This is a genomic window from Acuticoccus sediminis (assembly GCF_003258595.1).
Classification (GTDB): Bacteria; Pseudomonadota; Alphaproteobacteria; order Rhizobiales; family Amorphaceae; genus Acuticoccus; species Acuticoccus sediminis.
Map to the genome: position 1 here is coordinate 335,092 of NZ_QHHQ01000004.1, position 23,744 is coordinate 358,835.

The window sequence follows — 23,744 nt, forward strand, 5'->3', positions numbered from 1 at the left end:
CAAGCGTTTCCGGCGGTCGAGGGTGGAACGAAACGCCCAGGTTCGGCATCACGTCCTGCGAGTCCCCGCCAATCCTACGACCGACGCCCTTTATTAACCGCGAGTGATTGATGTCCCGACGGATCCTGCAGGTGGGCTGTGCCGCCATCGTCCTTGCGGCGGCCGTCGCGGCAATTGCGCCGACGGCGGCGCAGAAGCACGTCCCCCTGCCGCCGGAACAGCCCGCCTCGCGCGGCGGTGAGTTCCTCGCCGCCGAGGCGCCGGCCGCCGGCATCGCCATGCGCCCCCGGATCGGCGCCGGCCCCGGCGCGCCGGAGATCATCGCATCGCCCCGCCCGGCCGCGACAACGGCTGCCGCGACCGCCCGCCCGCCCCTCACCCCGCTCCCGCTGAAGATCGCCCCGGGCGCCGACCCGACACCCGGCGCGGCCACGCCGTCCGCCGACGACGCGGATCTGCCGCTCCTCGGTGAGGGCGAGCGCCCGGCCGGGGACGGCGCCCTCGTCACCGTGGTCCCCCGCGCCAAGCCGGAGCGCCCCGGCCGCCGCCGCTTCCCGTCCTATGTCGCCGGCGAGGGCGACCCGCCGCTCGAGGTGATGGTCGGGCAGATGCTCATGGTCGGCTTCCAGGGCGACGACGTCGACCAGCCCGGGCCGCAGCGCATCGCCCGGCACATCGAGGCGGGCCGCCTCGGCGGCGTGATCTTCTTCCGCCAGAACGTGAAGAGCGAGGCGGCGGTGAAGCGCCTCACCCACCTTTTCCGCGCCTCGGCCCCGCCGGGCCTTCCCGTCCTGATCGCGGTCGACCAGGAAGGCGGCCACGTGCAGCGGCTCAACACCGAGGTCGGTTTCCCGGACACCCCGTCGGCAAAGCGCGTCGCGGCGCGCGGCGAGGCGGCCGCCAAGCGCATCTACACCCGCCTCGCCCGGGACCTCGCGGAGTGGGGGTTCAACGTCAACCTCGCGCCGGTCGTCGACCTCGGCAACCAGCGTGACAACCCGATCATCGCCAAGCTCGGCCGCGCCTTCTCCGGCGATCCGGCGACCATCGCGTCCTACGCCTCCCTCTTCGTCGAGGCGCACCGCGACGCCGGTGTCCTCACGGCGCTGAAGCACTTTCCCGGCCACGGCTCCTCGCGCGGCGACACCCACAAGGGCTTCGTCGACGTCTCCTACTCGTGGACCGAGACGGAGCTGACGCCGTACCGCGACCTCGTCGCCGAGAACATGGTCGACATGGTGATGGTGGCCCACGTCCACCTCGCCAAATACGGACCCGGCGGGCTGCCGGCTTCCCTGTCCGAGCCGATGATCGAGGGGTTGCTGCGCGGCAACATCGGCTTCAACGGCGTGGTGATGTCGGACGACCTCGAGATGGGGGCGATCCGCAAGCTGGGTTCGCCCATCCGCATCGCCAAGCAGGCGATCCTGGCGGGCAACGACATCCTCGTCTATGCCGGCGGCGCTGCCGGTCGCGGCGACCTCGTCGGCGAGCTGCAGGCGCGTCTCCAGGTGGCCGCCCGGGACCCGGTCTTCGCCGCCCGGATCAAGGACAGCTACCACCGCGTCATGACCATGAAGGCCAAGCTCCCCGGCGAGTGACGCGTCCGACGCGCCCCCATAAGCCGCAGCGACGACCCGCATCGGAAGAATGGGCGGCAGCCCACATGCCGGCTCGCCGAGCGCCGCCGGATCCCGCCGGTCCTAACGCCAGCCGAAGCGCCAATGCGCCGGTTCCGACGCGCCGCGAGCGGCCGGCGGAGAGTTTCCTGCCGACCTCGCAGGTCCATCACGCCGAATTTAGCGGCACCTGGTTAACTGCGCTCACGAAACCGTGTTGTGCGCCTCCACCCGCGCATCGTCTCGCCCAGGACTGACAGGACTTCTCGAGTCTACTTGACTGCATATGCGGTCAATTTGGGATTTAAATCAACCAGAGGCATCATTTCCTGTCACAACTCTGGCCGAAATTGTCCAAAAAAACCAATTTCTTGGACAGAAACACGACTGCGGCGCCGAGAATGTTCTCATCCATAACAACGAGTGATACTCTCTATTTCACGATGTCGTGATAAGGGATCGGCAATCCCGTAATGCACTCCTTTTTTCTCCAACAGGGAAGAAACAAGCCGCAACCTCAGCGCGAAGTTGCGGTTCAGGCGCACATCAGTACGCAAGTTGTTTCAACTGTGAAGAACTCAATGCTTGACTGAACAAACTCCGTCTCTCAGAAGGAGATCGGATGAGTCCTCGGCAAATGATGCAGCCGTGTATTACGGCAAAGAGCCATAACTCGGCGGTATAGTCATTGGGTTTTCGCCTGTCCGTGGGCAAGTCAATGAATGACGCGAACGATTTAAAAAGGAACGCCGGATGGCTATACGGTTAGGGACGAGCATCGCGGACAAACTCGTCGGCACCCCACTTGCGGACTATATTCGCGGCTATGCCGGAGACGACACACTCGTCGGTGACGACGCGGGCGGCGCCGGCAACGACATCATCGTCGGCGACGAAGGCAACGACATCATCTATGGCGGCGTCGAAGAAGGCGCCGACACCGGCAACGACGTGATGATGGGCGGCGACGGCGACGACTCCATCTTCAGCTACGGCGGCCGCGACTACATCGACGGCGGCGACGAGCTTCTCGGCGGCGACGGCGACTTCGCGCTGATTGACCGTTCCGACGCATCGAGCGCCCTCACGGTCTACGGCACCGGCTTCGGCGGGCTCATCCCGGCCGCGCGCTTCAGCCCCTCGAGCGCGGCGGTCATGAGCGACGGCACGATCTTCACCGACATCGAGCGCCTCGAGCTCATCGCCACCGACTATTCGGACCGGCTCTACCTCGCCAACAACTTCGGCCTCGATGAGACCGAGATCCACGCGGGCGCAGGCGGTGACGTCGTTCAGACCGGCTCGAGCGTCGACAAGGTCTGGGGCGAGGACGGCAACGACTACATCGGCCTCGGCGCGGGCGACGACACCGCCTACGGTGGCGTGATGAACGACACCGTCGACGGCGGCGCCGGCGACGACGTCGTGCGCGGCGGCGATGGCAACGACTCCCTCCTCGGCGGCGATGACAACGACGAGCTGTTCGGCGGCGACGGCAACGACATCGTCTCGGGCGGCGACGGCGACGACGAGCTGCACGGCGGCGCCGATCAGGACACCTATATCGGCGGCGAGGGCGCGGACTCCTTCTACCTCGCCTACGGCACGATCGACTTCGACCTGATCGCCGACTACGAGCCGGGCGAGGACACCATCATCGTCAGCTTCGTCGGCATCGAGGAGGAGGACGTGCTCATCGACGTCCTGAACCCGGCGACCGGCCTGGTCTCCGTCGCGGTCGACGGGATGGAATCGGAGTACTTCTTCGCCGACGGCATCACCAGCTCCGCCGAGATCGAGACGCAGTTCCTCGTCTGACGCGAACGCGGGGGGCCGCTGCCGGCGCCTCCGCCCACCTCAACCACACGACGGCCACGGCGCTCGCCCCCGCGAGCGCCGTTTTCGCGTCGCGCCGCCCGCGCCGCGTCGCCCTCCCGAGGGGCCCGGTGAAGGGCTTCGGTGTGTCATGCGCCAATATCAATTTTAGCGTGCATTCCCATCCGTCCCCCGGCAAGGTCCTCGCGCCGCCCGCGAGGCACGCCGTGCCGGTCCCGGAAACGCTCCCACATGCCGGCACTCCGGGCGATCCGCGCGGCGCGGGGCTTACACGAGCGCGCCGGATTCGTCACAATCCGGAGAGGCGTGCGTTGATCGCTTTGTCCAGCGCCGGGACAATCACTAGTGTTATGTGCACGCGACCGGGTTTTTGGAGCAGAGGGAACATGGCGAGGATCGTGGCACGGATCGGATGGTCGCTCCGTCTCGCCGTTCTGGCGCTCGTGGCCACTGCCGCGCTGATCTCGGCGGCCGCCGCCGAGACCGACAAGGAGCGCCTCGAACGACTGATCGCGGAAGGCAACAAGCGCTATGCCCTGCTCGTGGGCATCGGCGACTATTCCGAGACCGTGCCCGTCAAGTTCGTGCAGGAGAACCTCGACGCGGTGACGCGCCTCCTCACCGAGGACCTCTTCATTCCCGCCGCCAACATCGTGCGGATCGAAAATCCCGACAACATCTCCCTCGCCGGCACCTTCGGGTACGACAAGGGCGAGCTGGGCGACTTCGGCGGCCTCGACATCACCCATCCGGACGCCGAGCTCTTCGTCTATTATGTCGGTCACGGCTCGCGCGACCTGCGCGGCTCGAACACGACCAACGCGGCCGAGTCGGAAGGATACCTCCTCGCCACCAACTCGCGCCCCGCGCTCCTCTCCCGCACGGCCTACTCGTACGACACGCTGCTGGCGAACCTCGACGCCTACCAGAAGCGCAATTTCCCCGACGGCCGCGTTGTTCTCTTCATGGAGAGCTGCTTCTCGGGCGAGACCAACGACGGCGTGGCGCTCAACCCGTCGATGGCCGCCGCGCTGCTGGCGCCGACCGAGGGCTGGGACGAGCCGCAGAGCGAGCACGACGTCATCGCCATCGCCGCGGCCGGGGCCGACACCCCGGCCTACTGGGACGAGGAGCGGCACATCGGCCTCTTCACCGACGCCCTCGTCGCCGGTCTCTCCGGCCGTGCCGACAGCGAGGGGGGCGACGGCAACGGCACGATCACCGTCGCCGAGCTCGGCGACTTCCTGCGCCAGTCGGTCTCCGCCCGCGCCCGCACCCTCGGCAAGGGCGACCAGCGCCCCCAGGTGCAGGAGCAGGACCTCGAGAAGACCCTCGCCAACCTCGCCCGCACGCCGCAGCCCACCGCCTCGCCGCTGATCGAATTCGAGGTGAAGGACCTCGAGGCGCGCCTCGCCGAGATCGACCCCCGCAACCTTCCCGGCCTCAAGCGCCTGTCGCGCGACGTCGAGGCGTTCCGCAACAGCTGCGGCGACGACTGCCGGAGCTACCTCGCACGGCTCATCCTCCTGCAGGACGACCTGCGGCGGCAGGTGGACCTGTGCGACGCGGCCGCCACCATGTCCGGCCGCTGGCAGGAGCGCGGCGCCTTCAACCGCCTGGCCGAGTTCGACCAGATCTGCGCGCCGCCCGACATGGTGGACGCGTGCGTCGCCTCCCGCGACCTCTCCTCCAAGGCCTGCCAGTGCCTGCGCGACCCGGAGGACGAGAGCTGCCAGATCGATCCGGCGCAGATCTGCGCCGACGGGCTGACGTCGGCGACCGAGGCGGGCGTCGCGCAGACGAGCCTCGACCCGCTCCTCCAGTTCCAGCGCCTCCAGCGCAACTGCGCGCGCGACACCGAGGCGCTCGCCGCCGCCCGGGAGACGGTCTGCGCCGCCGCCGAGAAGGGCTTCGACGCCAACGGACCGATCGCGCCGGGCATCGCCGCCTGCCCCTTCGCCAAGACGATCGCGACCCAGCGGCGCGAGGCGGAACGCTGCCGCAGCGAGTTCGCCGCCGTCGAGGCGCAGTCCGGCGACCACACCCGCCTCGCCAACTTCATCGCCGAATACCCCAACTGCGGGCAGATCTCCGACGCGCGGGTGCTCCTCGACCGCCGGATCGCCGATGCGCTCGGCAAGGCGGACACCGCCAGGACCCCGGCCGACCGCAAGCGCGTCCACGGCGACCTCACCGCGATCCGCAACGCCTTCGAAGGCTCGCTGTCGCGCGCCGCCCTCGCCTCGATCGACGACGCGATCTCGGCGCTCGACGAGACCGCCTGCCCCGTCGCGCTGCGCAGCGCCAAGGAGAAGGGCCTTGCAGCGCTCAGCCAGTTCGTGCGCGAGCGGCCGAACTGCGAGGCCGAGATCGCCGAGGCGCAGAAGCTCGTCGCCACCGGCGAGTGCCGGGCCCAGTTCGAGCGCGTGTCGGGCGACGACGCCACCCAGCTCATCGCCTTCACCGAGCGCAACCGGAGCTGCGAGGCGGAGGTGGCGAACGCCAACGCCCGGCTCGAGACGCTGGCGACCCAGTGCATCCACCGCGCCGGCGAGTACGAACGCGCCGAGCCGCGCGAGGCGATCCGACGCTATCGCGCCTGCAGCTCCACCTTCGGCGGAACGTTCGACTGGGTGGGCACGCAGGCGAGCAGCAGCCTCGCCCGCCTCAACCGGACGATCGTCTGCGCCGACGCCTTCGACGCCATGCCGCACGACGACGCCGACGCGCTGATCGCCTTCATCGGCCGCTTCAAGGCGCAGTGTCCGAGCTACACCGAGGAGGCGGCCCGTCTCTACGCGGCCCTCCCCGCCGCGGTCCCGGACGTGACGCAGTTCGACGGCATCTACACCGGCCAGCGCGGCTACACGGAGCCGGGCCGCAAGAGCCCCGACCGTTCCTGCCTCGACCGGTACGAGTTCACCGCGACCGTCGAGAACGGCGAGATCCGCTTCGATAGCGACGACCGCTCCTGGACCGGAAGCGTCGGCGCGGACGGGGCGATCCGCATCACCCGCGAGGGGATCAGCCCGCGGACCAAGTCGGAGATGTGGATCTCCGGCAGCCTGTCGGGCGCCTACGCGCGCGGCGAGATGTTCTCCGGCTACTGCGGAACGGGCTACTTCGAGCTGTCACGCCGCTGACCGGCACGCCCGGCGGCGCCCAGTCCCGCGACGGTCGACCGCCGACGGCCGACGGCCGACGGCGGCGATGGCGGCGAACCGTTCGACAATCCACGGTGGACATTGGCGGCGCCCGGCGCGCCGCTATTTGCCGCAGGAGTTGTGGGCGGATGTCGAAATGGAGGCTCCCACCGGCGCTCCGGCTTGGCATATCACTGCGACCCCGACCCCTGTCCGCTTTCCCACAGGGTTCGATCGACGACGCCCGACCCCGTCCCGCTCCAGGAGGCGCCACATGACCGACGATTTCGAGGAACGCCGCAGCAAACTGCGCCGTCAGCTGGACCGGCACGAGGCCGCCGAGCGCGCCGAGCAGGCGAAAGAGGCGCAGAGAACGGCCTCCAGCTATGCCATCGCCTTCCGCCTCTCGACCGAATTCGTGAGCGCCGTCGTGGTGGGTCTCGCGATCGGCTGGGGGCTCGATTGGGTCGCCGGAACCCTCCCACTTTTCATGGTGGTGTTCCTTTTGCTCGGCTTTGCGGCAGGTGTCCTCAACGTTTTACGTTCGGCGGGCTTGATTCAAACGCCCGAGCCGGGCAAGAGACCACGCGGCGAGCGATGAATCGCTGCGCAGATAGTACACTTCCGCCGGCTCGGCGGGCCAACCGGGACTACAATTCACGTGGCAACGGCTGAAGGCGGCGGGCTCGACCCCATTCACCAGTTCGAAGTGCATCCGCTGTTCGACATCGAGGTCGGCGGCGTAGATCTTTCGTTCACCAACGTCTCTCTCTACATGCTGGTGACCGTCGGCGTGACGATCGCCCTCATGCTGCTTCCGACGGGGCGCCGTGCGCTCGTTCCCGGCCGGTGGCAGAATGTCGCCGAGATGAGCTACGAGTTTGCGGGCAGCATGCTGCGCTCGTCCGCGGGTGCCGGCGGGATGAAGTTCTTCCCGTTCGTGTTCTCCATCTTCATGTTCGTGCTCGTCGCCAATCTCATCGGCATGTTCCCGTACTTCTATACGGTGACCAGCCAGCTGATCGTGACCTTCGCGCTCGCCCTGACGGTGATCCTCGTCGTGGTCATCTCGGGCCTGCGCCAGCACGGTCTGTCCTTCTTCGGGGTGTTCGTGCCGTCCGGCGTTCCGGGCTACATCATCCCTCTGGTGTCGACGATCGAGGTCATCTCGTTCCTGTCGCGCCCCATCTCGTTGTCGGTTCGTTTGTTTGCCAACATGCTGGCCGGCCACATCATGCTGAAGGTGTTCGCCGCATTCGTCGTTTCGATGAGCGCGTTCGGAGCCGTCGGCGTCATCGGCGCGGTGTTGCCGCTGGGCATGGCGGTGGCGATCACCGCTCTGGAGTTCCTGGTGGCGGGTTTGCAGGCGTACGTCTTCGCGGTGTTGACCTGCATCTACCTCAACGACGCCGTTCATCCTAACCACTGACCCTAACCCGCGCTGCAACTGACACTAGCGCACGATAAGGAGCCCCCCATGGACGCGGAAGCTGCCCGTTATCTTGGTGCCGGCATCGCCTGTTTCGGTCTCGCCGGAACCGCGATGGGCCTCGGCAACATGTTCGCCAACTACCTCGCCGGCGCGCTGCGCAACCCGTCCGCTGCCGACGGCCAGTTCGGCCGCCTGATCTTCGGCTTCGCGGTGACGGAAGCGCTCGGCATCTTCTCGCTGCTGATCGCGCTGCTGCTGCTCTTCGCGGTCTAATCCTCAATGTCGAAGCTCGAACTGGCCCAGGTCGAGGTCGCCCCGGACAAGCTTCACCCTGGTGACCTTGTCGACACCGGGACGACGGGGACGCACATCACGCACCCTGACGGTTCGGTCGTCGAACCGCTTCACGGTGGTGGTGAAAGCATCTTCCCGCCGTTCGACTTCGACGCCTTCCCGTCGCACCTCTTCTGGCTCGCGATCTCGTTCGGCATCCTCTTCTTCTTCGTCAACCGGGTCATCATGCCCAAGGTCGGCGGGATCCTGGAGGACCGGCGGGACCGGATCGCGAGCGACCTCGGCGAGGCCTCCCGGCTCTCGCGCGAGACGGACGAGGTGATCGCGGCGTACGAGCGCGAGCTCAGCGAGGCCCGCCAGCGGGCCTACGCCATCGCGCACGAGCGCCGCGAGGAGATCAAGGCCGAGCAGGCTCGCCAGCAGGCCGAGACCGAGGCTGCGCTCGGCAAGCGCATCGCCGAGGCCGAAGCCGAGATCGCTGCGCGCCGCGACGCGGCCCTCGCCGACGTCAATACCATTGCGTCGGGCGCGGCCCAGGCCATCGTCCAGAAGCTGTCCGGCGTCGCCATCACTCCCGAGGATGCCGGCGCAGCCGTGAGCCAAGCCGAGGGTGCCCGTGCTTAACACCGATACCTTTTGGGCGTTTGTCGCGCTGGTCCTCTTCCTGCTCCTCGTCATTGCTGTCGGCGGGCCGAAGATGATCGTCAACGGTCTGGATGCCCGGACCCAGCGCATCCGCAATGAGCTGGACGAGGCCCGCAAGAACCGTGAGGAAGCCCAGGCTCTCCTCGCGGAGTACCAGCGGCGCCGCCGGGATGCCGAAGCCGAGGCCGCCTCGATCGTCGAGGAGGCGCGCAAGGAAGCCCGCCGCCTGACCGAGGAAGCCAACGAGAAGCTGCGCGACATGGTCGAGCGGCGGACCAAGACGGCCGAAGCGAAGATCACCCAGGCCGAGACCCAGGCGACGGCCGAGATCCGCGGCCGCGCCGCCGAGCTTGCCATCGCCGCCGCGGGGGACATCCTCAAGGCGCGCGTCTCCGGCGGGACGGCGAACCGATTGATCGACGACTCGATCGAAACCGTGCGTGCGCGCATGAACTGAGGGCGCCAACGCCCTCCACGATCCCCAAGCGGTCGCCCCGGCGGCCGCTTTTTTTTGTGCCCGCCGCCGGCACCGTCCGCCGTCCCGCCGGTGGCCCCGCGCGCGAACGGCCGCGCCGCGATCCCCGGCAGCGACACGGCAAGCGACACGGCACTGGCTCGCCGCGACGAAATGTGCATCCTCCCTCCCCGCTCGAGCGATGGAGGAATGGCGGATGAAGCTCTACGGCATGTTGGACTCGCCCTATGTGCGGCGCGTCGCGGTCTCGCTGAAGCTGCTCGACCTGCCGTTCGAGCACGTCCCACTGTCCGTTTTCCGCGACTACGAGCGCTTCGCGGCGATCAACCCCACGGTCAAGGCGCCGACCCTGACGACGGACGACGGCATCACGCTGATCGACTCCACTCTGATCCTCCAGCACATCGAAGATGTCGCCGGACCGGGCCGCTCGCTGCGTCCGACCGATCCGATCGCCCGGCAGAAAGGCCTGCGCCTCACCGGGCTGGCGCTCGCCGCCTGCGAGAAGACGGTGCAGATCGTCTACGAGCACCAGCTCCGGCCGGACGACAGGCGCCATCAGCCCTGGGTGGAGCGTGTCGACGGGCAGCTCCGCGCCGCCTACGCGTTGCTGGAGGCGGAGGTGGACCCCGATGGCTGGATGGGGGGCGAGCGCATGCTGGACCCCGACATCGCCGTCGCGATCACCTGGCGCTTCACGCAGTTCATGATGCCGGAGCGGATCGTGGCCGCCGACTATCCGCGCCTCGCCGCTCTCAGCGCCCGCGCCGAGGCTCTCCCCGCCTTCGCCTCGACGCCGCTGGACTAGCCGTCCTGCGGCGATCGGAGCCTGCCGCGAATCCCTTGTGATCGGGTGCGAACGGCGCGAGAAGGAGAGAAAGGAGACATCATGGTCACGCGCGCTTTCGCAACCCTCGGGGTTGGCGATCAATACGAGTCCATCGCCGAGCAGATGATTGCGACGCTGGACGTCCTGGTGGACGACGGCGAGCCGATCCTGTCGGCCTACCGGCCACTGCAGGACGGCGAGTGGCTGATCGACGTGATGTTCGTCGACAAGGACGCGGACGCGCGTGCGCGGTGGCTGGCCGAAGCGCGCGAGCTTCTGCCGGAGCTGCCGGATTTCGAAGAGGATCCGGTCGCCGAGCGCGACTGGGTGGCCGAGAGTCAGAAGGCGCTGCATCCGATTCATGCCGGACGCTTCGTCGTGTTCGGCTCGCACGACAGGGACAAGATGGTCCCGACGCAGTGGCGGATCGAGATCGACGCCGGCCGCGCCTTCGGCACCGCGCATCATGCTTCGACGCGCGGATGCCTCATCGCGTTGGAAAAGCTGGCCAAGCGGCGGCCGCTGACCACTGTGGCGGATGTCGGTACGGGCACGGGCGTCCTCGCCATCGCTGCCGATCGGCTCGGAGCCAGAGCGGTAGCGGCAGGGGACATCGATCCCGTTTCAGTGGAGGTGGCCCGCCGCAACATCGCCGTCAACCGTACGCACAGACCCATACCGGTTGTCGTGAAAGCGGGACCGTTCGCGATCGCCGACACGGTGATCGCCAACATCCTGGCGCGCCCTTTGATCGCGATGGCCAACGATCTGGCGTTGGCCACGGGGCGTACGCTCGTTCTCTCAGGGCTGAGAACGGCGCATGTTCGCCCCGTGAAGGCCGCCTACCGCGCCCGAGGGCTGGTCGTGGCGGATCAGATCATCATCGAGGACTGGGCCACCCTGACGCTCGAACGGCCGCTCAGATGAGGCGGGTGCGTCGAGCCGGTCGCGAGCGGTCCGGTCCGCGAGGGACGATGCCGTTAGACGAAGGGGTAACCGCGCGGGTCGCGCTTGACGATCTCGTCGCGCTCATAGCCAAGCTTGGTCAGCGTGGCGTCGTCGAGGCTGAGAAGGTACGCGGCGACGGCGCGATCGGCCTGGCGCTTGCGGGACTCCATGACCTTCTCGCCGAGGCGAGCAAAGAACCCCTTCTGGGCTACCGGACGGTCGTTGGCGAAGTCTTGCGTGGCGGTGATGGCCATTTCATTAATCCCTGGTTTGTGCGCCGCAACATCTTACGAACACTTCGTTGTCGGCGGCTGACGGTGACGAAGGTACGAAACTCCGCTGCGATCTCAATGCACAGACCTGCATGGCTGGCTCCGCGTAGTGCAATGCAATATGCATGGCCTGCTGCGCATGGCCGCTCGAACCCGCCCCTGAACTTATTGTCGACGCCCAGAATCGCATGACCTTCCAGACCTTCGACACCGCCTCGACGCCCGCCCCCGACATCGAAAAACGGGTGCAACATCTGAGAGATAGCCTCGACGCGCTGGGCGTGGACGGGGTCGTCGTCCCGCACGAGGACGCCTACCAGAGCGAGTACTTGCCGCCCTCCGAAGACCGCCTGCAGTTCATGACCGGTTTTACTGGGTCGGCAGGCCGGGCTTTCGTTTTGCGGGATGCTGCCATGTTCGTGACGGATGGCCGTTACACGCTGCAAGCTTCGGCCCAGGTTCCGCCACTCTTCCACATCGTCAGCGACCAGCCCGCCGCGCGGGAATGGGCCCGCGCGAATCTGGCCGGCAAGCGGCTCGGCGTCGACCCGCACCTCCATACCCGTAGCGACCTCGAGCGGATCGCCAAGCTCGCCGAGGGGCTGACCCTCGTGAAGCTGGACCGCAACCCCGTCGATCCCGTCTGGCCGGACCGCCCTGCCCCTCCGCGCGGTATGGTGCGGGCCCACCCCGAGACGCTCGCCGGCCGCAGCATGCCCGAGAAGATCGCCGACGTGCGGGCGGCGATGGAGGGCGATGCTCTCTATATCGCCGACAGCGACAGCGTCTCGTGGCTCCTCAACTGGCGCGGCGCGGACGTCGCGCATACGCCCCTCGTCCTGTCCCGCGCCTTCGTCCCGCGGGAGGGTGAGGTCAGCGTCTTCGTCGACCCGCAGAAGGTGCCGAACGACCTTGCCGGCGCGCTCGCCGGGCACGCCGCCATCGTGCCGGAGGACCAGCTCCTCGCCCGCCTCGCCGGACTGTCGGCCGGCAAGTCGGTGATGGCCGACCCCGCCCGCGCGTCGGACGCCGCCCTCGCGGCGATCGAGGCCGAGGGGACGCTCCTCCCCCGCACCGACCCGGTACAGCGCCTCAAGGCGGTCAAGAACGCGGCCGAGATCGACGGCATGCGCCACGCCCACCAGCGCGACGGCCTCGCCCTGGTCCGCTTCTTCGCCTGGTGCGAGGAGAACGCCGTCGGCGCCACCGAGATCGACCTCGTGAAGCGCCTGGAGGCCTTCCGCCGCGATGCCGGGGCCATCGACATCTCGTTCGACACCATCTCGGGCTCCGGCCCGAACGGCGCCATCGTACACTACCGGGTGGACGAGACGACCGACCGTGCGATCGAGGAGGGCGAGCCGGTCCTGATCGACTGCGGCGGCCAGTTCGAGGACGGCACAACCGACATCACGCGCACGTTCGTCGCCGGCGGCGGCACAGGCTCGGACGAGTTCCGCGTGCAGTATACGCGCGTCCTGAAGGGCCACATCGCCATCGCCCGGCAGCGCTTCCCGGAGGGCACGCAGGGCTCGGAGCTCGACCCCTTCGCCCGGGCGGCGCTGTGGAATGCCGGGTTCGACTTCAAGCACGGGACCGGCCACGGGATCGGCGCGGCGCTCGCCGTGCACGAGGGCCCGGCCTCGATATCGCGGCGCGGCACGACGGCGCTGGAGACGGGCATGATCCTCTCCAACGAGCCGGGCGACTACCACACCGGCGCGTTCGGAATCCGCATCGAGAACGTTTGTCTGGTTCGCGAGGCGCGGGTGCCGCTGGGCGGGTCCATCCCGTGCCACTGGTTCGAGACGCTGACGCTGGCCCCGATCGACACCCGGCCGATCGTCGCGACCCTCATGACGGCCGACGAGATCGGCTGGCTGGACGCCTACCACGCCCGGGTGCGGGGCGCCCTCGCCGGCGACCTCACGCCGACCGAGCGTGCCTGGCTGGAGGCCCGCACGCGCCCACTCGGCTGACGGACTGCCCCGTCGCCCCGAAGGCCCGGACCGGGTCCGGGCTTCGGGGGACGCGGCTCAGTCGATGATCGCCTCGATCAGCTTCGGCCCCGGCTCCTTCACCGCGTCACGGATCGCCTGGCAGAGCGTCGCGGCGTCCTCGACGCGCCGGCCCGGCACGCCCATCCCCTTGGCGATGGAGACGAAGTCGAGCGCCGGCCGGTTGATCTCGAGCATGTCGAGAGCACTGCGGCCGGGGTTCGCGCCGACGCGCACCAGCTCCTGCTTCAGGAGCTCGTAGGTGCCGTTGGCGAAGATCACCGTCGTCACGTTGAGGTTCTCGCGCGCCTGGGTCCAGAGGCCCTGGATGGTGTACATCGCCGAGCCGTCCGCCTGCAGCGCCACCACCGGCCGGTCCGGACAGGCGATGGCGGCGCCGGTCGCGAGCGGCGGGCCGATGCCGATCGATCCGCCGGTAATCGCGATCCAGCTCATCGGCGGCGCGCCGGCAGTCGCGTCGTAGATGCCGCGTCCCGCCGTCAGCCCCTCGTCCATGACGATGACATCCTCGGGCAGCGCGGCGGCGATCGCCATCTCCAGCGAGCGGTAGTCGATCGGCACCCGCTGCGGGCGGATCGGGCGCGGCGCGTCCACCGGCGTCGCCGGCTTGGCGCCGACGCGGTCGGCGAGCGCCCGCACCGCCTCCGGACCGTCGTCGTGGAGATCGGCGAGGGTCAGGCGGGCGCACTCGTCCGGCAGCAGCACGGACGGCTTGCCCGGGTAGGCGAAGAAGGCGACGGGCTGGCGCGCCTCGATGAGGATCGCGTGCCGGAAACCCTTCAGCATCTCCACCGCGAGGTCGACCGCGAACGGCACCTTGGCGAAGTTCGCCCGTCCCGCGCCACGCTCGAGGCGGCGGTTCGCCGGCGGGACCGCGATGGTGCAGCCGGTCTTCTCGGCGATGCCGAGGAGCAGCGACGTCAGCTCCGGCTGCTCCAGCACCGAGCCGCCGGCGAGGATCAGCGTCTCCTTGCCGTGGCCGAGCGCGGCGACGGCGGCGTCGAGCGCCGCGGGCTCGATGGGCGCGGGTCCCTGCGGCCGGCGCGGCTCGGCGACGACGCCGCCCTCGTCCCACCCGGTGTCGGACGGGGCGATGAGGGTGGCGACCTTGCCGGGGGCGCTCATCGCGGCGGCGAGCGTCTCGGCCCCGTCGGCGCCGATCTCGGCCGCCGAGCGGGTGACGCGCACGAAGTCGCTGAAGGGGAGCGCCGCACCCTCGACGTCCGCCGTGAGCGGCGCGTCGTAGGCCTGGTGGCGCAGCGCGTGGTCACCGACGAGGTTGACCATCGGCGTGCGCGCCTTGCGGGCGTTGTGGAGGTTCGCCGAGGCGTTCGCGAGCCCCGGGGCGAGGTGCAGGAGCGTCACCGCGGGCTTGCCGGCCATGCGGGCGTAGCCGTCGGCGGCACCGGTCACAACACCTTCGAAGAGCCCGAGAACGCATCGAATCAGGCGGGTGCGGTCGAGCGCGTCGACGAACTGCATTTCCGACGTGCCGGGGTTCGCAAAACAAACCTCGACACCCCCCGCGGAAAGGGTGCGCACCAGGCTTTCTGCGCCGTTCATAGCCACTCCATCGTGAGGATCGCCATCGCGGGGAAAGGCGATGGCCGCAGCCGGGAATGGCGCGTGTTACAATCCTTCCAACCAAAACGATGTTTGGCAACTCCAACGCTCGACCCGGAAGGGAGCGGGAACCTGCCCCGCACATTTCGCGGGCACGCCTAAAGATTTGACATCCTCGAAGAGACGGATACCGTTCGCATACCAACGAGCTGGGGAACCATTATGGCACCGGCGAGGCCTCTGACCCTGGACGACGCGCTGACCGCTCTGGCGGCAGGCCCCGCGCGGATCCTCGCAGGCGGCACGGATCTTCTCGCCGCCACCGGGCCCCGCCTCTCCGGCCCCGTCCTCGACCTTTCCGGCGTCGCCGACCTCGCCGCGATCGAGACCACGGACGCGGGCTGGCGCATCGGCGCGGGCGTGACCTGGTCGGCTCTGGCGGACGCTCACCTGCCCCCCGTGTTCGACGCCCTGAAGGCCGCAGCCCGGCAGGTCGGCTCGATCCAGATCCAGAACCGCGCGACGCTCGCCGGCAATCTCTGCAACGCCTCCCCCGCGGCCGACGGGGTTCCGGCGCTGATCGCCCTCGACGCCGTGGTCGAGACCGCCTCGCCCGCCGGCCGGCGGCGGCTGCCCGTCGCATCGTTCATCCTCGGCCCCCGACGGACCGCGCTGGACCCCGGCGAGATCGTCTCCGCGATCATCGTGCCGCCACAGCCGGACGGGGCGGTCAGCGTCTTCTCCAAGCTCGGCAGCCGGCACTATCTGGTGATCTCCATCGCCATGGTGGCCGTTGTCCTCGCCGCCGAGGACGGGGTCGTGACCGCCGCGCGCGTCGCGGTCGGCGCCTGCTCCCCGGTCGCCGTGCGGCTCGGCGCGCTGGAGGCGAGCCTCGTCGGCCGCCCCCTCGCCGACGTGGCCGCGATCCCGGCAGCGGACCACCTCGCTCCGCTGTCGCCCATCGACGACGTGCGCGCGAGCTCCGCCTACCGGATGGACGCGGCGCTCGTGCTCGTGCGCCGCGCGCTGGCGGACGCGGCCGGGAGGCTCCCGTGAACGTCGTCCCGGCGAAGATCGCCGCCCGACCGCCCGACCGCGAAGAACCCGCGTCGTCGCTCGTGCTGAACGGAGAGCGCGTCGACTACGCCCCGCGCGAGGGCGAGCGGCTCTCCGACACGCTGCGCGCGCTGGGCGCGCTCGACGTGAAGGTCGGCTGCAACGCGGGCGACTGCGGGGCCTGCACGGTCCTCGTCGACGGCGAGCCGGTGTGCGCCTGCCTCGTCGCCAGCACGCAGGCGGACGGTCGCGACGTGACCTCGCTCGCGGGCCTCCGCGCGGAACCCGCGATGCAGCGCCTCGCCGACGCCTTTCATCGCAACAATGCCGCCCAATGCGGGATCTGCACACCGGGGATGCTGGTGAGCGCCGCCGCCCTCCTGCGCCGCAACGCGCAGCCGAGCGAGGCGGAGGTGAAGGATGCGCTCGGCGGCGTCCTCTGCCGCTGCACCGGCTACCGCGCGATCATCGACGCCGTCCTCGGCACTGTTCGGGACGTTCCGGCGGACGACACGATCGGCACCGGGGTCCCCCGCATCGACGGCCGCGCCAAGGTTCACGGCACCGAGCGCTTCGGGGACGACGTCGCACCGGCCGACGCGCTGGCGCTCCGGGTGATCCGCTCGCCTCACCCGCGCGCCCGCATCGTCTTCGGCGACCTCGCCGCCTTCGCGGCCGGCACCGGCATCGCCGCGGTTCTGACGGCGGACGACGTTCCGGGCGCCAACCGCTTCGGCGTCATTCCGGCGTTCGCCGACCAGCCGGTCTTCGCCGTCGGCGAGGCGCGCTACCGGGGCGAGGCGGTCGCCGCCGTCGTCGGCGATCCGGACGTCATCGCCGCGCTCGACGCGTCGACGTTCCCGGTCCGCTTCGAGCCGCTCCCCGCCGCCACCTCGCCCGCCGAGGCCGAGGCGGCGGACGCCGCCGTGCTGCATGCGGGGCGCGCCGGCAACCTGATGTGCGAGGGGCTGGTGCGGAAGGGCGACGCCGAGGCGGCACTGGCCCGCGCCGCCATCGTGGCGGAAGGCCGCTTCCGGTCCCCGTTCGTGGAGCACGCCTACATCGAGCCCGAGGCGGGGTACGCAGAGGTCGTCGCCGGGCGCGTCGAGGTGCACGCCTCGACGCAGGCGCCGGTCATGGACCGCGACGGCCTCGCCGGGATCCTCGGCGTCGAGCCGGAGGCGGTGCGGATCGTGCCGACCGCATGCGGCGGCGGTTTCGGATCGAAGCTCGACCTCTCGGTGCAGCCGTTCCTGGCGCTCGCCGCGCTCAAGACCGGCCGGCCGGTCCGCTGCGCCTACAGCCGCACCGAGTCGATGCAGTCGACCACCAAGCGGCACCCCTCCGACATCCGCTGCCGGATCGGCGCCACCGCAGACGGCACGATCTGCGGCTTCGACTTCGCCGGGACCTTCGACACCGGCGCCTACGCGAGCTGGGGCCCGACGGTGGCGAACCGCGTCCCCGTCCACGCCTCCGGCCCCTACCGGATCGCCGACTACCGCGCGACGAGCCGCGCGGTCCACACGCACAACCCGCCCTCAGGCGCGTTCCGCGGCTTCGGCGTGCCGCAGTCGGCGATCGCGCAGGAGGTGCTGTTCGACGACCTCGCGATGGCGCTCGGCATGGACCGCCTCGCCTTCCGCCAACGCAACGCGCTCGCCAACGGGACGCCCACCGTGTGCGGCCAGGTGTTCACGCAGGGCGTCGGCATCGGCGCCTGCTTCGAGGCCATCTCCCCGCACTGGGCCCGCGCACTCGCGGGCGCGGATGCGGCCAACGTCGCCGGCGGTGCCGTGCGCCGGGGCGTCGGCGTCGCGGCCGGCTGGTACGGCTGCGGCAACACCTCGATGCCGAACCCGTCGACCATCCGCGCCGGTGTCCGCGCGGACGGCGGCATCGTGCTCCACCAGGGCGCCGTCGACATCGGCCAAGGCGCGAACACGGTGATCGCGCAGATCTTCGCGACGACGCTCGGGGTGCCGCTTTCGGCGGTCGAGATCGTCGGCCCGGACACGGACGTCACGCCGGACGCCGGCAAGACCTCCGCCTCGCGCCAGACGTTCGTCTCAGGCAATGCGGCGCGCCTCACCGCCGAGGCACTGCGGGCCGAGATCCTGCGCCTCGCCAATGCCGGTCCCGACGCGGTGATCCACACCGGCGACGGCCTCGTCGTCGAGGACGGCGAGCGGCGCCAGCGGCTGGAGCTCACGGCGAGCGGCCCGTACGCCCTCGAGGCGGCGGAGAGCTACGACCCGCCGACCGCCCCCCTCGATGCGAACGGCCAGGGCGCGCCCTACGCCGTCTACGGCTACGCGGCGCACATGGTGGAGCTCGACGTCGACATGGAGCTCGGCACCGTGACGCTCGTGAAGGTCACCGCCGCGCACGACGTCGGCCGGGCCATCAACCCCGTGCTGGTGGACGGCCAGATCCATGGCGGTGTCGCCCAGGGCGCCGGGATGGCCCTCATGGAGGAGTACATCCCCGGCCGTACCGAGAACCTGCACGACTACCTGATCCCGACCATCGGCGACATTCCGCCCATCGAGACGCTCATCGTCGAGGAACCGGACGCGCACGGCCCCTACGGCGCGAAGGGCCTCGGCGAGCACGCCCTCATCCCCACCGCCCCTGCGATCCTCAACGCCATCCGCCACGCGTCGGGCGCGCGCCTCACGGCCGTGCCGGCGACGCCCGACCGGGTGCTCGCGGCGATCCGCGCCGCAAAGGCCGCCCCATGACCGACACACCGTCATCCGAATCCGCGTCGCCCGAGATCCTGCCGCCCCCCGGCGCCGAGAAGATCCGCTGCGACGCCTGCCCGGTGCTCTGCTACATCGCCGACGGACGCACCGGGGCGTGCGACCGCTACGCCAACCGTCACGGCGAGCTCGTGCGCCTCGACCCCCTCACCATCATCAAGGCCGGGACCGACAAGCTCGTCCCCTTCCTGCCGGAGGGCGCCGGCGGGCCGGACGACTGGGACGGCGACGTCCTCGGCAACGGCCGCACCTTCGTGACCGCCATCGGCGCGGGGACCACCTACCCGGACTACAAGCCCGCCCCCTTCATCATCAGCCAGCCGCTCGGCGGCGTGGACATGGTGACGGTCGTGACGGAGGGGATCTTCAGCTACTGCGGCGCCAAGGTGAAGATCGACACCGACCGCCACATCGGCCCGGAGCGGGCGTTCGTGCGGGTCGCGGGCGAGCCCATCGGCCACGTCACCACCGGCGAGTACGGGTCGAAGATGCTCTCGCTCGGCGGGGTGGAGCATCTGACCGGCGGCACCAAGAAGGAGGGCCGCGTCACCTGCGAGGCGCTGCTGTCGCTGTGCAACCGCGAGCCGGTTGAAATGTCCGTCGACGACGGGGCGGAGCTCGTCATCACCGCGGGGCAGGCGCCCATCGTCAACGGTGTCACGGAGGCGCGGATGCGCGTCGGCTGCGGCTCGGCCACCATCGGCATGTTCGCCATGCAGTGGCACGGCCTCGTCGACGAGGTGGTGGTGGTCGACGACCACATCACCGGCGTCCTCTCCGAGCACCAGTCCGGCCGGCTGCTGGGGATGGAGCCGAGCGGCATCAGGATCAAGGGACGCCGCTCCACCCCCGGGCGCTACTTCCAGGTCGCCGACCCGGGCACGGACTGGGGCGGCACCAACGTCACCGACCCGCTGTCGATCCTCGGCCCCTTCGACCCCAGGCGCGCCCGCCCCGGAATGACGCTGCTCATGGTCTCCACGACCGGCGAGCAGTGGGCCTACTTCGTTCTCGACGAGGGCCTCGTACCGCAGCCGGCGCCACTGCCGGGACCGCTGCACGCGGTGGTGGAGCGCATCGCGGAGAACTGCGAGCCGGCGGTCGCGTCGGTCCTGTTCATGGGCGGCGCGGGCGGCTCGCTGCGGGCTGGTGTGACGCAAAACCCCATCGCCCTCACCCGATCCGTCCGCGACGCGCTAACGCGCGTGACATGTGGGGGCGCCCCGGCCTACCTTTGGCCGGGCGGTGGGATCACGTTCATGGTCGACGTGATGGACATGCCCACCAACGCGTTCGGCTCCGTGCCGACCCCGGCGCTCGTCGCGCCGATCGAGTTCACAATGTCGGCAGCCGACTATGCGGCGCTGGGCGGACATGTGGACGAGGTGCGCGACATGGCCGATGTTATCCGTGAGGCGGAGGCCAAGGGCCTTCGCACAGTGCCGAACGGCACCAGCCGTTCCGCCAGTAAACGAGGAAAGGCCGCATGATGACCGACCCGACTGCAGCGCTCCTTCCCGACGGCCGCCTCCACCTTCAGCACGGCCCTATCGACGTCATCGTTTCCGCGGACGGCAGTGAAACCGCCGTCGAAACCGCCTTCACAGCCGCCGCCGGACGCTTCGCGACCGTGCTGACGGAGATCGTGGAGGAGCTCAACGAGCTGCGCCGCCCCGCCAGCACCGACACCGAAATGGAGGGCCTCGTCGCCTCCCGGATGGCGGCCGCGGTCCGCGTCCACGCCGCCGACACCTTCATCACTCCGATGGCGGCCGTCGCCGGCGCCGTCGCCGACGAGATCCTCGACACCATGACCGCGTCCGCCCCGCTGACGCGCGCCTTCGTCAACAACGGCGGCGACATCGCGGTGCACCTTTCGGGCGGGCAGATGGCGCATGCCAAGATCTCCGCGCACGACAACACCCACCTCGGCACCGTGAAGCTGAAGGCGGGGGACGGGATCGGCGGGATCGCCACCTCCGGCCGGTCCGGCCGCAGCCTCTCGCTGGGGATCGCCGATTCGGTGACCGTGCTCGCCGCCTCCGCCGCTGAGGCGGACGCCGCCGCCACGCTGCTCGCCAACGCGGTCGACCTCCCCGGCCACCCGGCGATCGAGCGCGCGCCGGCCGAGTCGCTCGACCCGGACTCCGACCTCGGCTCGCGCCTCGTCACCACCGGCTGCGGCACCCTCACCGAGGCGGAGAAGACGCTCGCCATCGGCCGCGGCGCCCGCCTCGCGCGCAAGATGCTCGCCGACGGAACGATCCGCGGCGTCGCCTTCTACCTGCAGGGTCAGGCCCGCTCGCTCGGCTGGGGTGATTCGATCAGCCGCGACACCGCGCCGGACGATCACGACCAGGAGGACTGAGCGCGATGAGCGGCGCGGACGGCTTCGTCCCCAGGAAGGTCAACATCGCCGACTGGGGCCGGCCGGGCTGGTCGCCGGAGACCATCGCGACGGACCCCGCCTGGCGCGGCGAGATCCCCGGGGAGGCGCTCGGCACCGACGTCACCGTGCTCTTCTACGCCACCGACAAGGTCGGCGACGGACCGGCCTACCACGTGCACCCGTACGGCGAGATCTTCATCGTAAGGGAGGGCCGCGCCCGCTTCTTCATCGGCGACACGGTCGTCGAAGCCGGGCCGGGGGACGTGCTGTTCGGACCCGCGGACGTGCCGCATACCTTCCGCAACCTCGGTCCCAGCCGCCTCGCCACGACCGACATCCACCTCAGCCCCCGGCGCATCCAGACGAACCTCGACGCACCGCCCGGCCTCGACCTCTCGGTGTCGCCGGCCGTGCCGGCGGACACGGCGGTCTGAACGGCGGAACGACACCGGCTGGCGCGGTCATGCCGCGCGACAGCGGCGTGCGCGCCCCTTGTGGTGCGGGATCAACCGTTTAAGACTTTCGGCAAACGGCGAAGACCGCCTTCGCCGATCCGACGAGAGGACTCCCATGCTCACGCGTCGCGCATCCCTACGCGCAGGCATTGCCGCGCTCGCCCTCACCGCAGCTCCGTTCACGCCGGCCGCCTTCGCGCAGGACGGTGCCCCGATCAAGATTGGTGAGATCAATTCCTACACCCGCATGGCGGCCTTCACCGAGCCCTACCGCAAAGGCTGGGAGCTCGCCCTGGAGCAGATCAACGAGGCCGGCGGCGTCAAGGGACGCCCGCTCGAGGTCCTGTCCCGCGACGACACCGGCGATCCGGCGACCGCCATCCGCATCGCCGACGAGCTCGTCAACCGCGACCACGTCACGCTGATCTTCGGCACCTTCCTGTCCAACATCGGCCTCGCGGTGTCGGATTTCGCGAACCAGAGCCAGACGCTGTTCATCGCGTCCGAGCCGCTGACCGACGCGATCATCTGGTCCAAGGGCAACCGCTACACCTATCGCCTCCGTCCCGGCACCTCGATGCAGGCTTCCATGCTCGCCGAGCAGGCCGCCAAGACCGACGCCGTGAAATGGGTGACCATCGCGCCCAACTACGCCTACGGCACCGACGCCGTGGAGGCCTTCAAGCGCGAGCTGACGAAGCTGAAGCCCGAGGTCGAGTTCGTCGAGGAGCAGTGGCCCGCGCTCTTCAAGATCGACGCCGGCTCCACCGTGCGCGCGCTGGAGCAGGCCAAGCCGGACGGCATCTTCAACGTCACCTTCGGCGGCGACCTCGCCAAGTTCGTGCGCGAGGGTTCGCTTCGCGGCCTCTTCGACGACCGCGTCGTCGTCTCGCTGCTGTCGGGCGAGCCTGAATACCTCGAGCCGCTCGGCAGCGAGGCGCCCGAGGGCTGGATCGTCACCGGCTACCCTGGTTTCGACATCGACACGCCCGAGCACAAGGCCTTCGCCGACGCCTATCAGGCCAAGTGGGGCGAGGAGCCGAAGACCGGCTCGATCGTCGGCTACAACTCCATGATGACGATCAAGACGCTCCTTTCCGAGGCGCCGACGCTTGAGACCGAAGCGCTGCTCGACACCATGGAGGGGCTGCGCGTGGAGAGCCCGACCGGCGAGTTCCTCTACCGTCCGGTCGACAACCAGGCGACGATGGGCGCTTACGTCGGCAAGACCGGTCTCGTCGACGGCAAGCCGCGCATGGTCGACTGGCACTACGCGCCGGGCGAGGACTACCTGCCGTCCGAGGCCGACGCGCTGACGCTGCGTCCGGACCGCCAGTAGGCGACGCGGGTCGGACCCTGCCATGACGGTTCTCACACTCGAGCTCGCGACGCGGATGATCGCCGCGGGCTTCGCGCACGCCCGCACCGAGGGGCTCCGGCCGATGGCCATGGTCGTCCTCGACACCGGCGGCGCGCCGATCGCCTTCCAGCGGGAGGACGGCGCCGCGCCCGGCCGCTACAACCTCGCCCACGGCAAGGCCTACGGTACCGCCATGCTTCAGCTCCCGGGCCGAGCGCAGGCGGCGCTCTCGGAGCGCTTCCCCGTCCTCATGGGCGCTGCCAACGGCGTCTTCGGCGGGGCATTCGTCCCGGTGCCGGGCGGCGTCCTCGTGCGCGACGCGGACGGCGCGGTGCTCGGATCGGTCGGCGTCTCGGGCGGCATGCCCGAGGACGATGCCTCCGTCGCCATCGCCGGCATCGAGGCGGTAAGCCTCACGGCGGAGGCCTGACGTGCCTGCGGCGCACTCCCGTTCCCGGACCGCGCCGGGCGCCCCTCGCCCGGCGCGCCGGCAAGGGAGCGCGCGCCGCCGTCCGAATGAGGTGACGCTCGGCCCCGCCGGTGCGTTCGGCCTGCGCCTCCTCGCATCGCGGCCGGCAGCCTGATGCCGGCCGCGTCCCCGCCCGTCTCGACACCCGACGTCACGACCCAAGGAGCGTCAACGCC

20 protein-coding genes are annotated in these 23,744 nt (G+C 69.9%); 18 read left to right on the forward strand and 2 right to left on the reverse strand.

The window, feature by feature from the left end:
• Positions 1 to 110: 110 nt before the first annotated feature.
• The 10 genes from DLJ53_RS19685 (at position 111) to DLJ53_RS19730 (ending at position 11,200) form a co-directional block, all read left to right on the forward strand.
• Entirely contained in the window at positions 111 to 1,601 is a 1,491-nt protein-coding gene (locus tag DLJ53_RS19685) for a glycoside hydrolase family 3 protein (protein WP_111348378.1), read from the forward strand.
• 771 nt (positions 1,602 to 2,372) lie between these two features.
• Complete coding sequence (locus DLJ53_RS19690) at positions 2,373 to 3,437, forward strand: calcium-binding protein (protein WP_111348380.1); 1,065 nt, start codon at positions 2,373 to 2,375, stop codon at positions 3,435 to 3,437.
• Between the two features lie 404 nt (positions 3,438 to 3,841).
• The gene (locus DLJ53_RS19695; protein ID WP_162409407.1) at positions 3,842 to 6,598 is read left to right on the forward strand and encodes a caspase family protein; all 2,757 of its coding nucleotides are present in this window, start codon (positions 3,842 to 3,844) and stop codon (positions 6,596 to 6,598) included.
• 274 nt (positions 6,599 to 6,872) lie between these two features.
• Positions 6,873 to 7,199, forward strand: a complete 327-nt coding sequence (locus DLJ53_RS19700; protein WP_111348384.1) for an AtpZ/AtpI family protein — start codon at positions 6,873 to 6,875, stop codon at positions 7,197 to 7,199.
• Between the two features lie 60 nt (positions 7,200 to 7,259).
• The gene (locus tag DLJ53_RS19705) at positions 7,260 to 8,027 is read left to right on the forward strand and encodes a F0F1 ATP synthase subunit A (RefSeq protein ID WP_111348386.1); all 768 of its coding nucleotides are present in this window, start codon (positions 7,260 to 7,262) and stop codon (positions 8,025 to 8,027) included.
• 48 nt (positions 8,028 to 8,075) lie between these two features.
• Positions 8,076 to 8,303 carry a F0F1 ATP synthase subunit C gene (locus DLJ53_RS19710; RefSeq protein WP_111348388.1) on the forward strand — a complete coding sequence of 76 codons (228 nt, stop codon included), beginning with the start codon at positions 8,076 to 8,078 and terminating at the stop codon, positions 8,301 to 8,303.
• 6 nt (positions 8,304 to 8,309) lie between these two features.
• Positions 8,310 to 8,948: a F0F1 ATP synthase subunit B gene (locus tag DLJ53_RS19715; RefSeq protein WP_111348390.1), complete on the forward strand. Its 639-nt coding sequence runs from the start codon at positions 8,310 to 8,312 to the stop codon at positions 8,946 to 8,948.
• Complete coding sequence (locus DLJ53_RS19720) at positions 8,941 to 9,426, forward strand: F0F1 ATP synthase subunit B family protein (RefSeq protein ID WP_111349084.1); 486 nt, start codon at positions 8,941 to 8,943, stop codon at positions 9,424 to 9,426. Before DLJ53_RS19715 ends, DLJ53_RS19720 begins: the two co-directional genes overlap by 8 nt.
• 214 nt (positions 9,427 to 9,640) lie before the next feature.
• Complete coding sequence (locus DLJ53_RS19725) at positions 9,641 to 10,252, forward strand: glutathione S-transferase (protein WP_111349086.1); 612 nt, start codon at positions 9,641 to 9,643, stop codon at positions 10,250 to 10,252.
• An 81-nt stretch (positions 10,253 to 10,333) separates the two neighbouring features.
• A complete protein-coding gene (locus tag DLJ53_RS19730) occupies positions 10,334 to 11,200 on the forward strand; it encodes a 50S ribosomal protein L11 methyltransferase (protein ID WP_111348392.1) in 867 nt (288 codons plus the stop codon).
• A 53-nt stretch (positions 11,201 to 11,253) separates the two neighbouring features.
• On the opposite strand, the gene DLJ53_RS19735 is transcribed toward DLJ53_RS19730, so the two are convergent.
• Positions 11,254 to 11,475: a hypothetical protein gene (locus tag DLJ53_RS19735; protein ID WP_111348394.1), complete on the reverse strand. Its 222-nt coding sequence runs from the start codon at positions 11,473 to 11,475 to the stop codon at positions 11,254 to 11,256.
• Between the two features lie 206 nt (positions 11,476 to 11,681).
• On the opposite strand from DLJ53_RS19735, the gene DLJ53_RS19740 reads away from it, so the two are divergent.
• Entirely contained in the window at positions 11,682 to 13,472 is a 1,791-nt protein-coding gene (locus DLJ53_RS19740; RefSeq protein ID WP_111348396.1) for an aminopeptidase P family protein, read from the forward strand.
• Between the two features lie 57 nt (positions 13,473 to 13,529).
• Here DLJ53_RS19740 and DLJ53_RS19745 read toward each other — a convergent pair whose 3' ends face one another.
• Positions 13,530 to 15,074: an acetolactate synthase large subunit gene (locus tag DLJ53_RS19745; RefSeq protein ID WP_111348398.1), complete on the reverse strand. Its 1,545-nt coding sequence runs from the start codon at positions 15,072 to 15,074 to the stop codon at positions 13,530 to 13,532.
• Positions 15,075 to 15,296: 222 nt separating this feature from the next.
• On the opposite strand from DLJ53_RS19745, the gene DLJ53_RS19750 reads away from it, so the two are divergent.
• From DLJ53_RS19750 to DLJ53_RS19780, 7 genes are all read left to right on the forward strand, one after another.
• Entirely contained in the window at positions 15,297 to 16,130 is an 834-nt protein-coding gene (locus DLJ53_RS19750) for an FAD binding domain-containing protein (protein ID WP_111348400.1), read from the forward strand.
• Positions 16,127 to 18,874: a molybdopterin-dependent oxidoreductase gene (locus tag DLJ53_RS19755; protein ID WP_280525517.1), complete on the forward strand. Its 2,748-nt coding sequence runs from the start codon at positions 16,127 to 16,129 to the stop codon at positions 18,872 to 18,874. Before DLJ53_RS19750 ends, DLJ53_RS19755 begins: the two co-directional genes overlap by 4 nt.
• On the forward strand, positions 18,871 to 20,385 hold the full coding sequence (locus DLJ53_RS19760) for a 6-hydroxynicotinate reductase (RefSeq protein WP_111348402.1): 1,515 nt from the start codon (positions 18,871 to 18,873) through the stop codon (positions 20,383 to 20,385). The genes DLJ53_RS19755 and DLJ53_RS19760 overlap by 4 nt, the downstream gene beginning before the upstream one ends.
• Positions 20,382 to 21,263, forward strand: a complete 882-nt coding sequence (locus DLJ53_RS19765) for a UPF0280 family protein (protein WP_244935110.1) — start codon at positions 20,382 to 20,384, stop codon at positions 21,261 to 21,263. Before DLJ53_RS19760 ends, DLJ53_RS19765 begins: the two co-directional genes overlap by 4 nt.
• Positions 21,264 to 21,268: 5 nt before the next feature.
• Positions 21,269 to 21,718 (forward strand): cupin domain-containing protein, encoded by a 450-nt coding sequence (locus DLJ53_RS19770; RefSeq protein ID WP_111348408.1) that lies wholly within the window; start codon positions 21,269 to 21,271, stop codon positions 21,716 to 21,718.
• 136 nt (positions 21,719 to 21,854) lie between these two features.
• Positions 21,855 to 23,078, forward strand: a complete 1,224-nt coding sequence (locus DLJ53_RS19775) for an ABC transporter substrate-binding protein (protein WP_111348410.1) — start codon at positions 21,855 to 21,857, stop codon at positions 23,076 to 23,078.
• 22 nt (positions 23,079 to 23,100) lie between these two features.
• On the forward strand, positions 23,101 to 23,529 hold the full coding sequence (locus DLJ53_RS19780; RefSeq protein ID WP_111348412.1) for a GlcG/HbpS family heme-binding protein: 429 nt from the start codon (positions 23,101 to 23,103) through the stop codon (positions 23,527 to 23,529).
• Positions 23,530 to 23,744 lie beyond the last annotated feature (215 nt).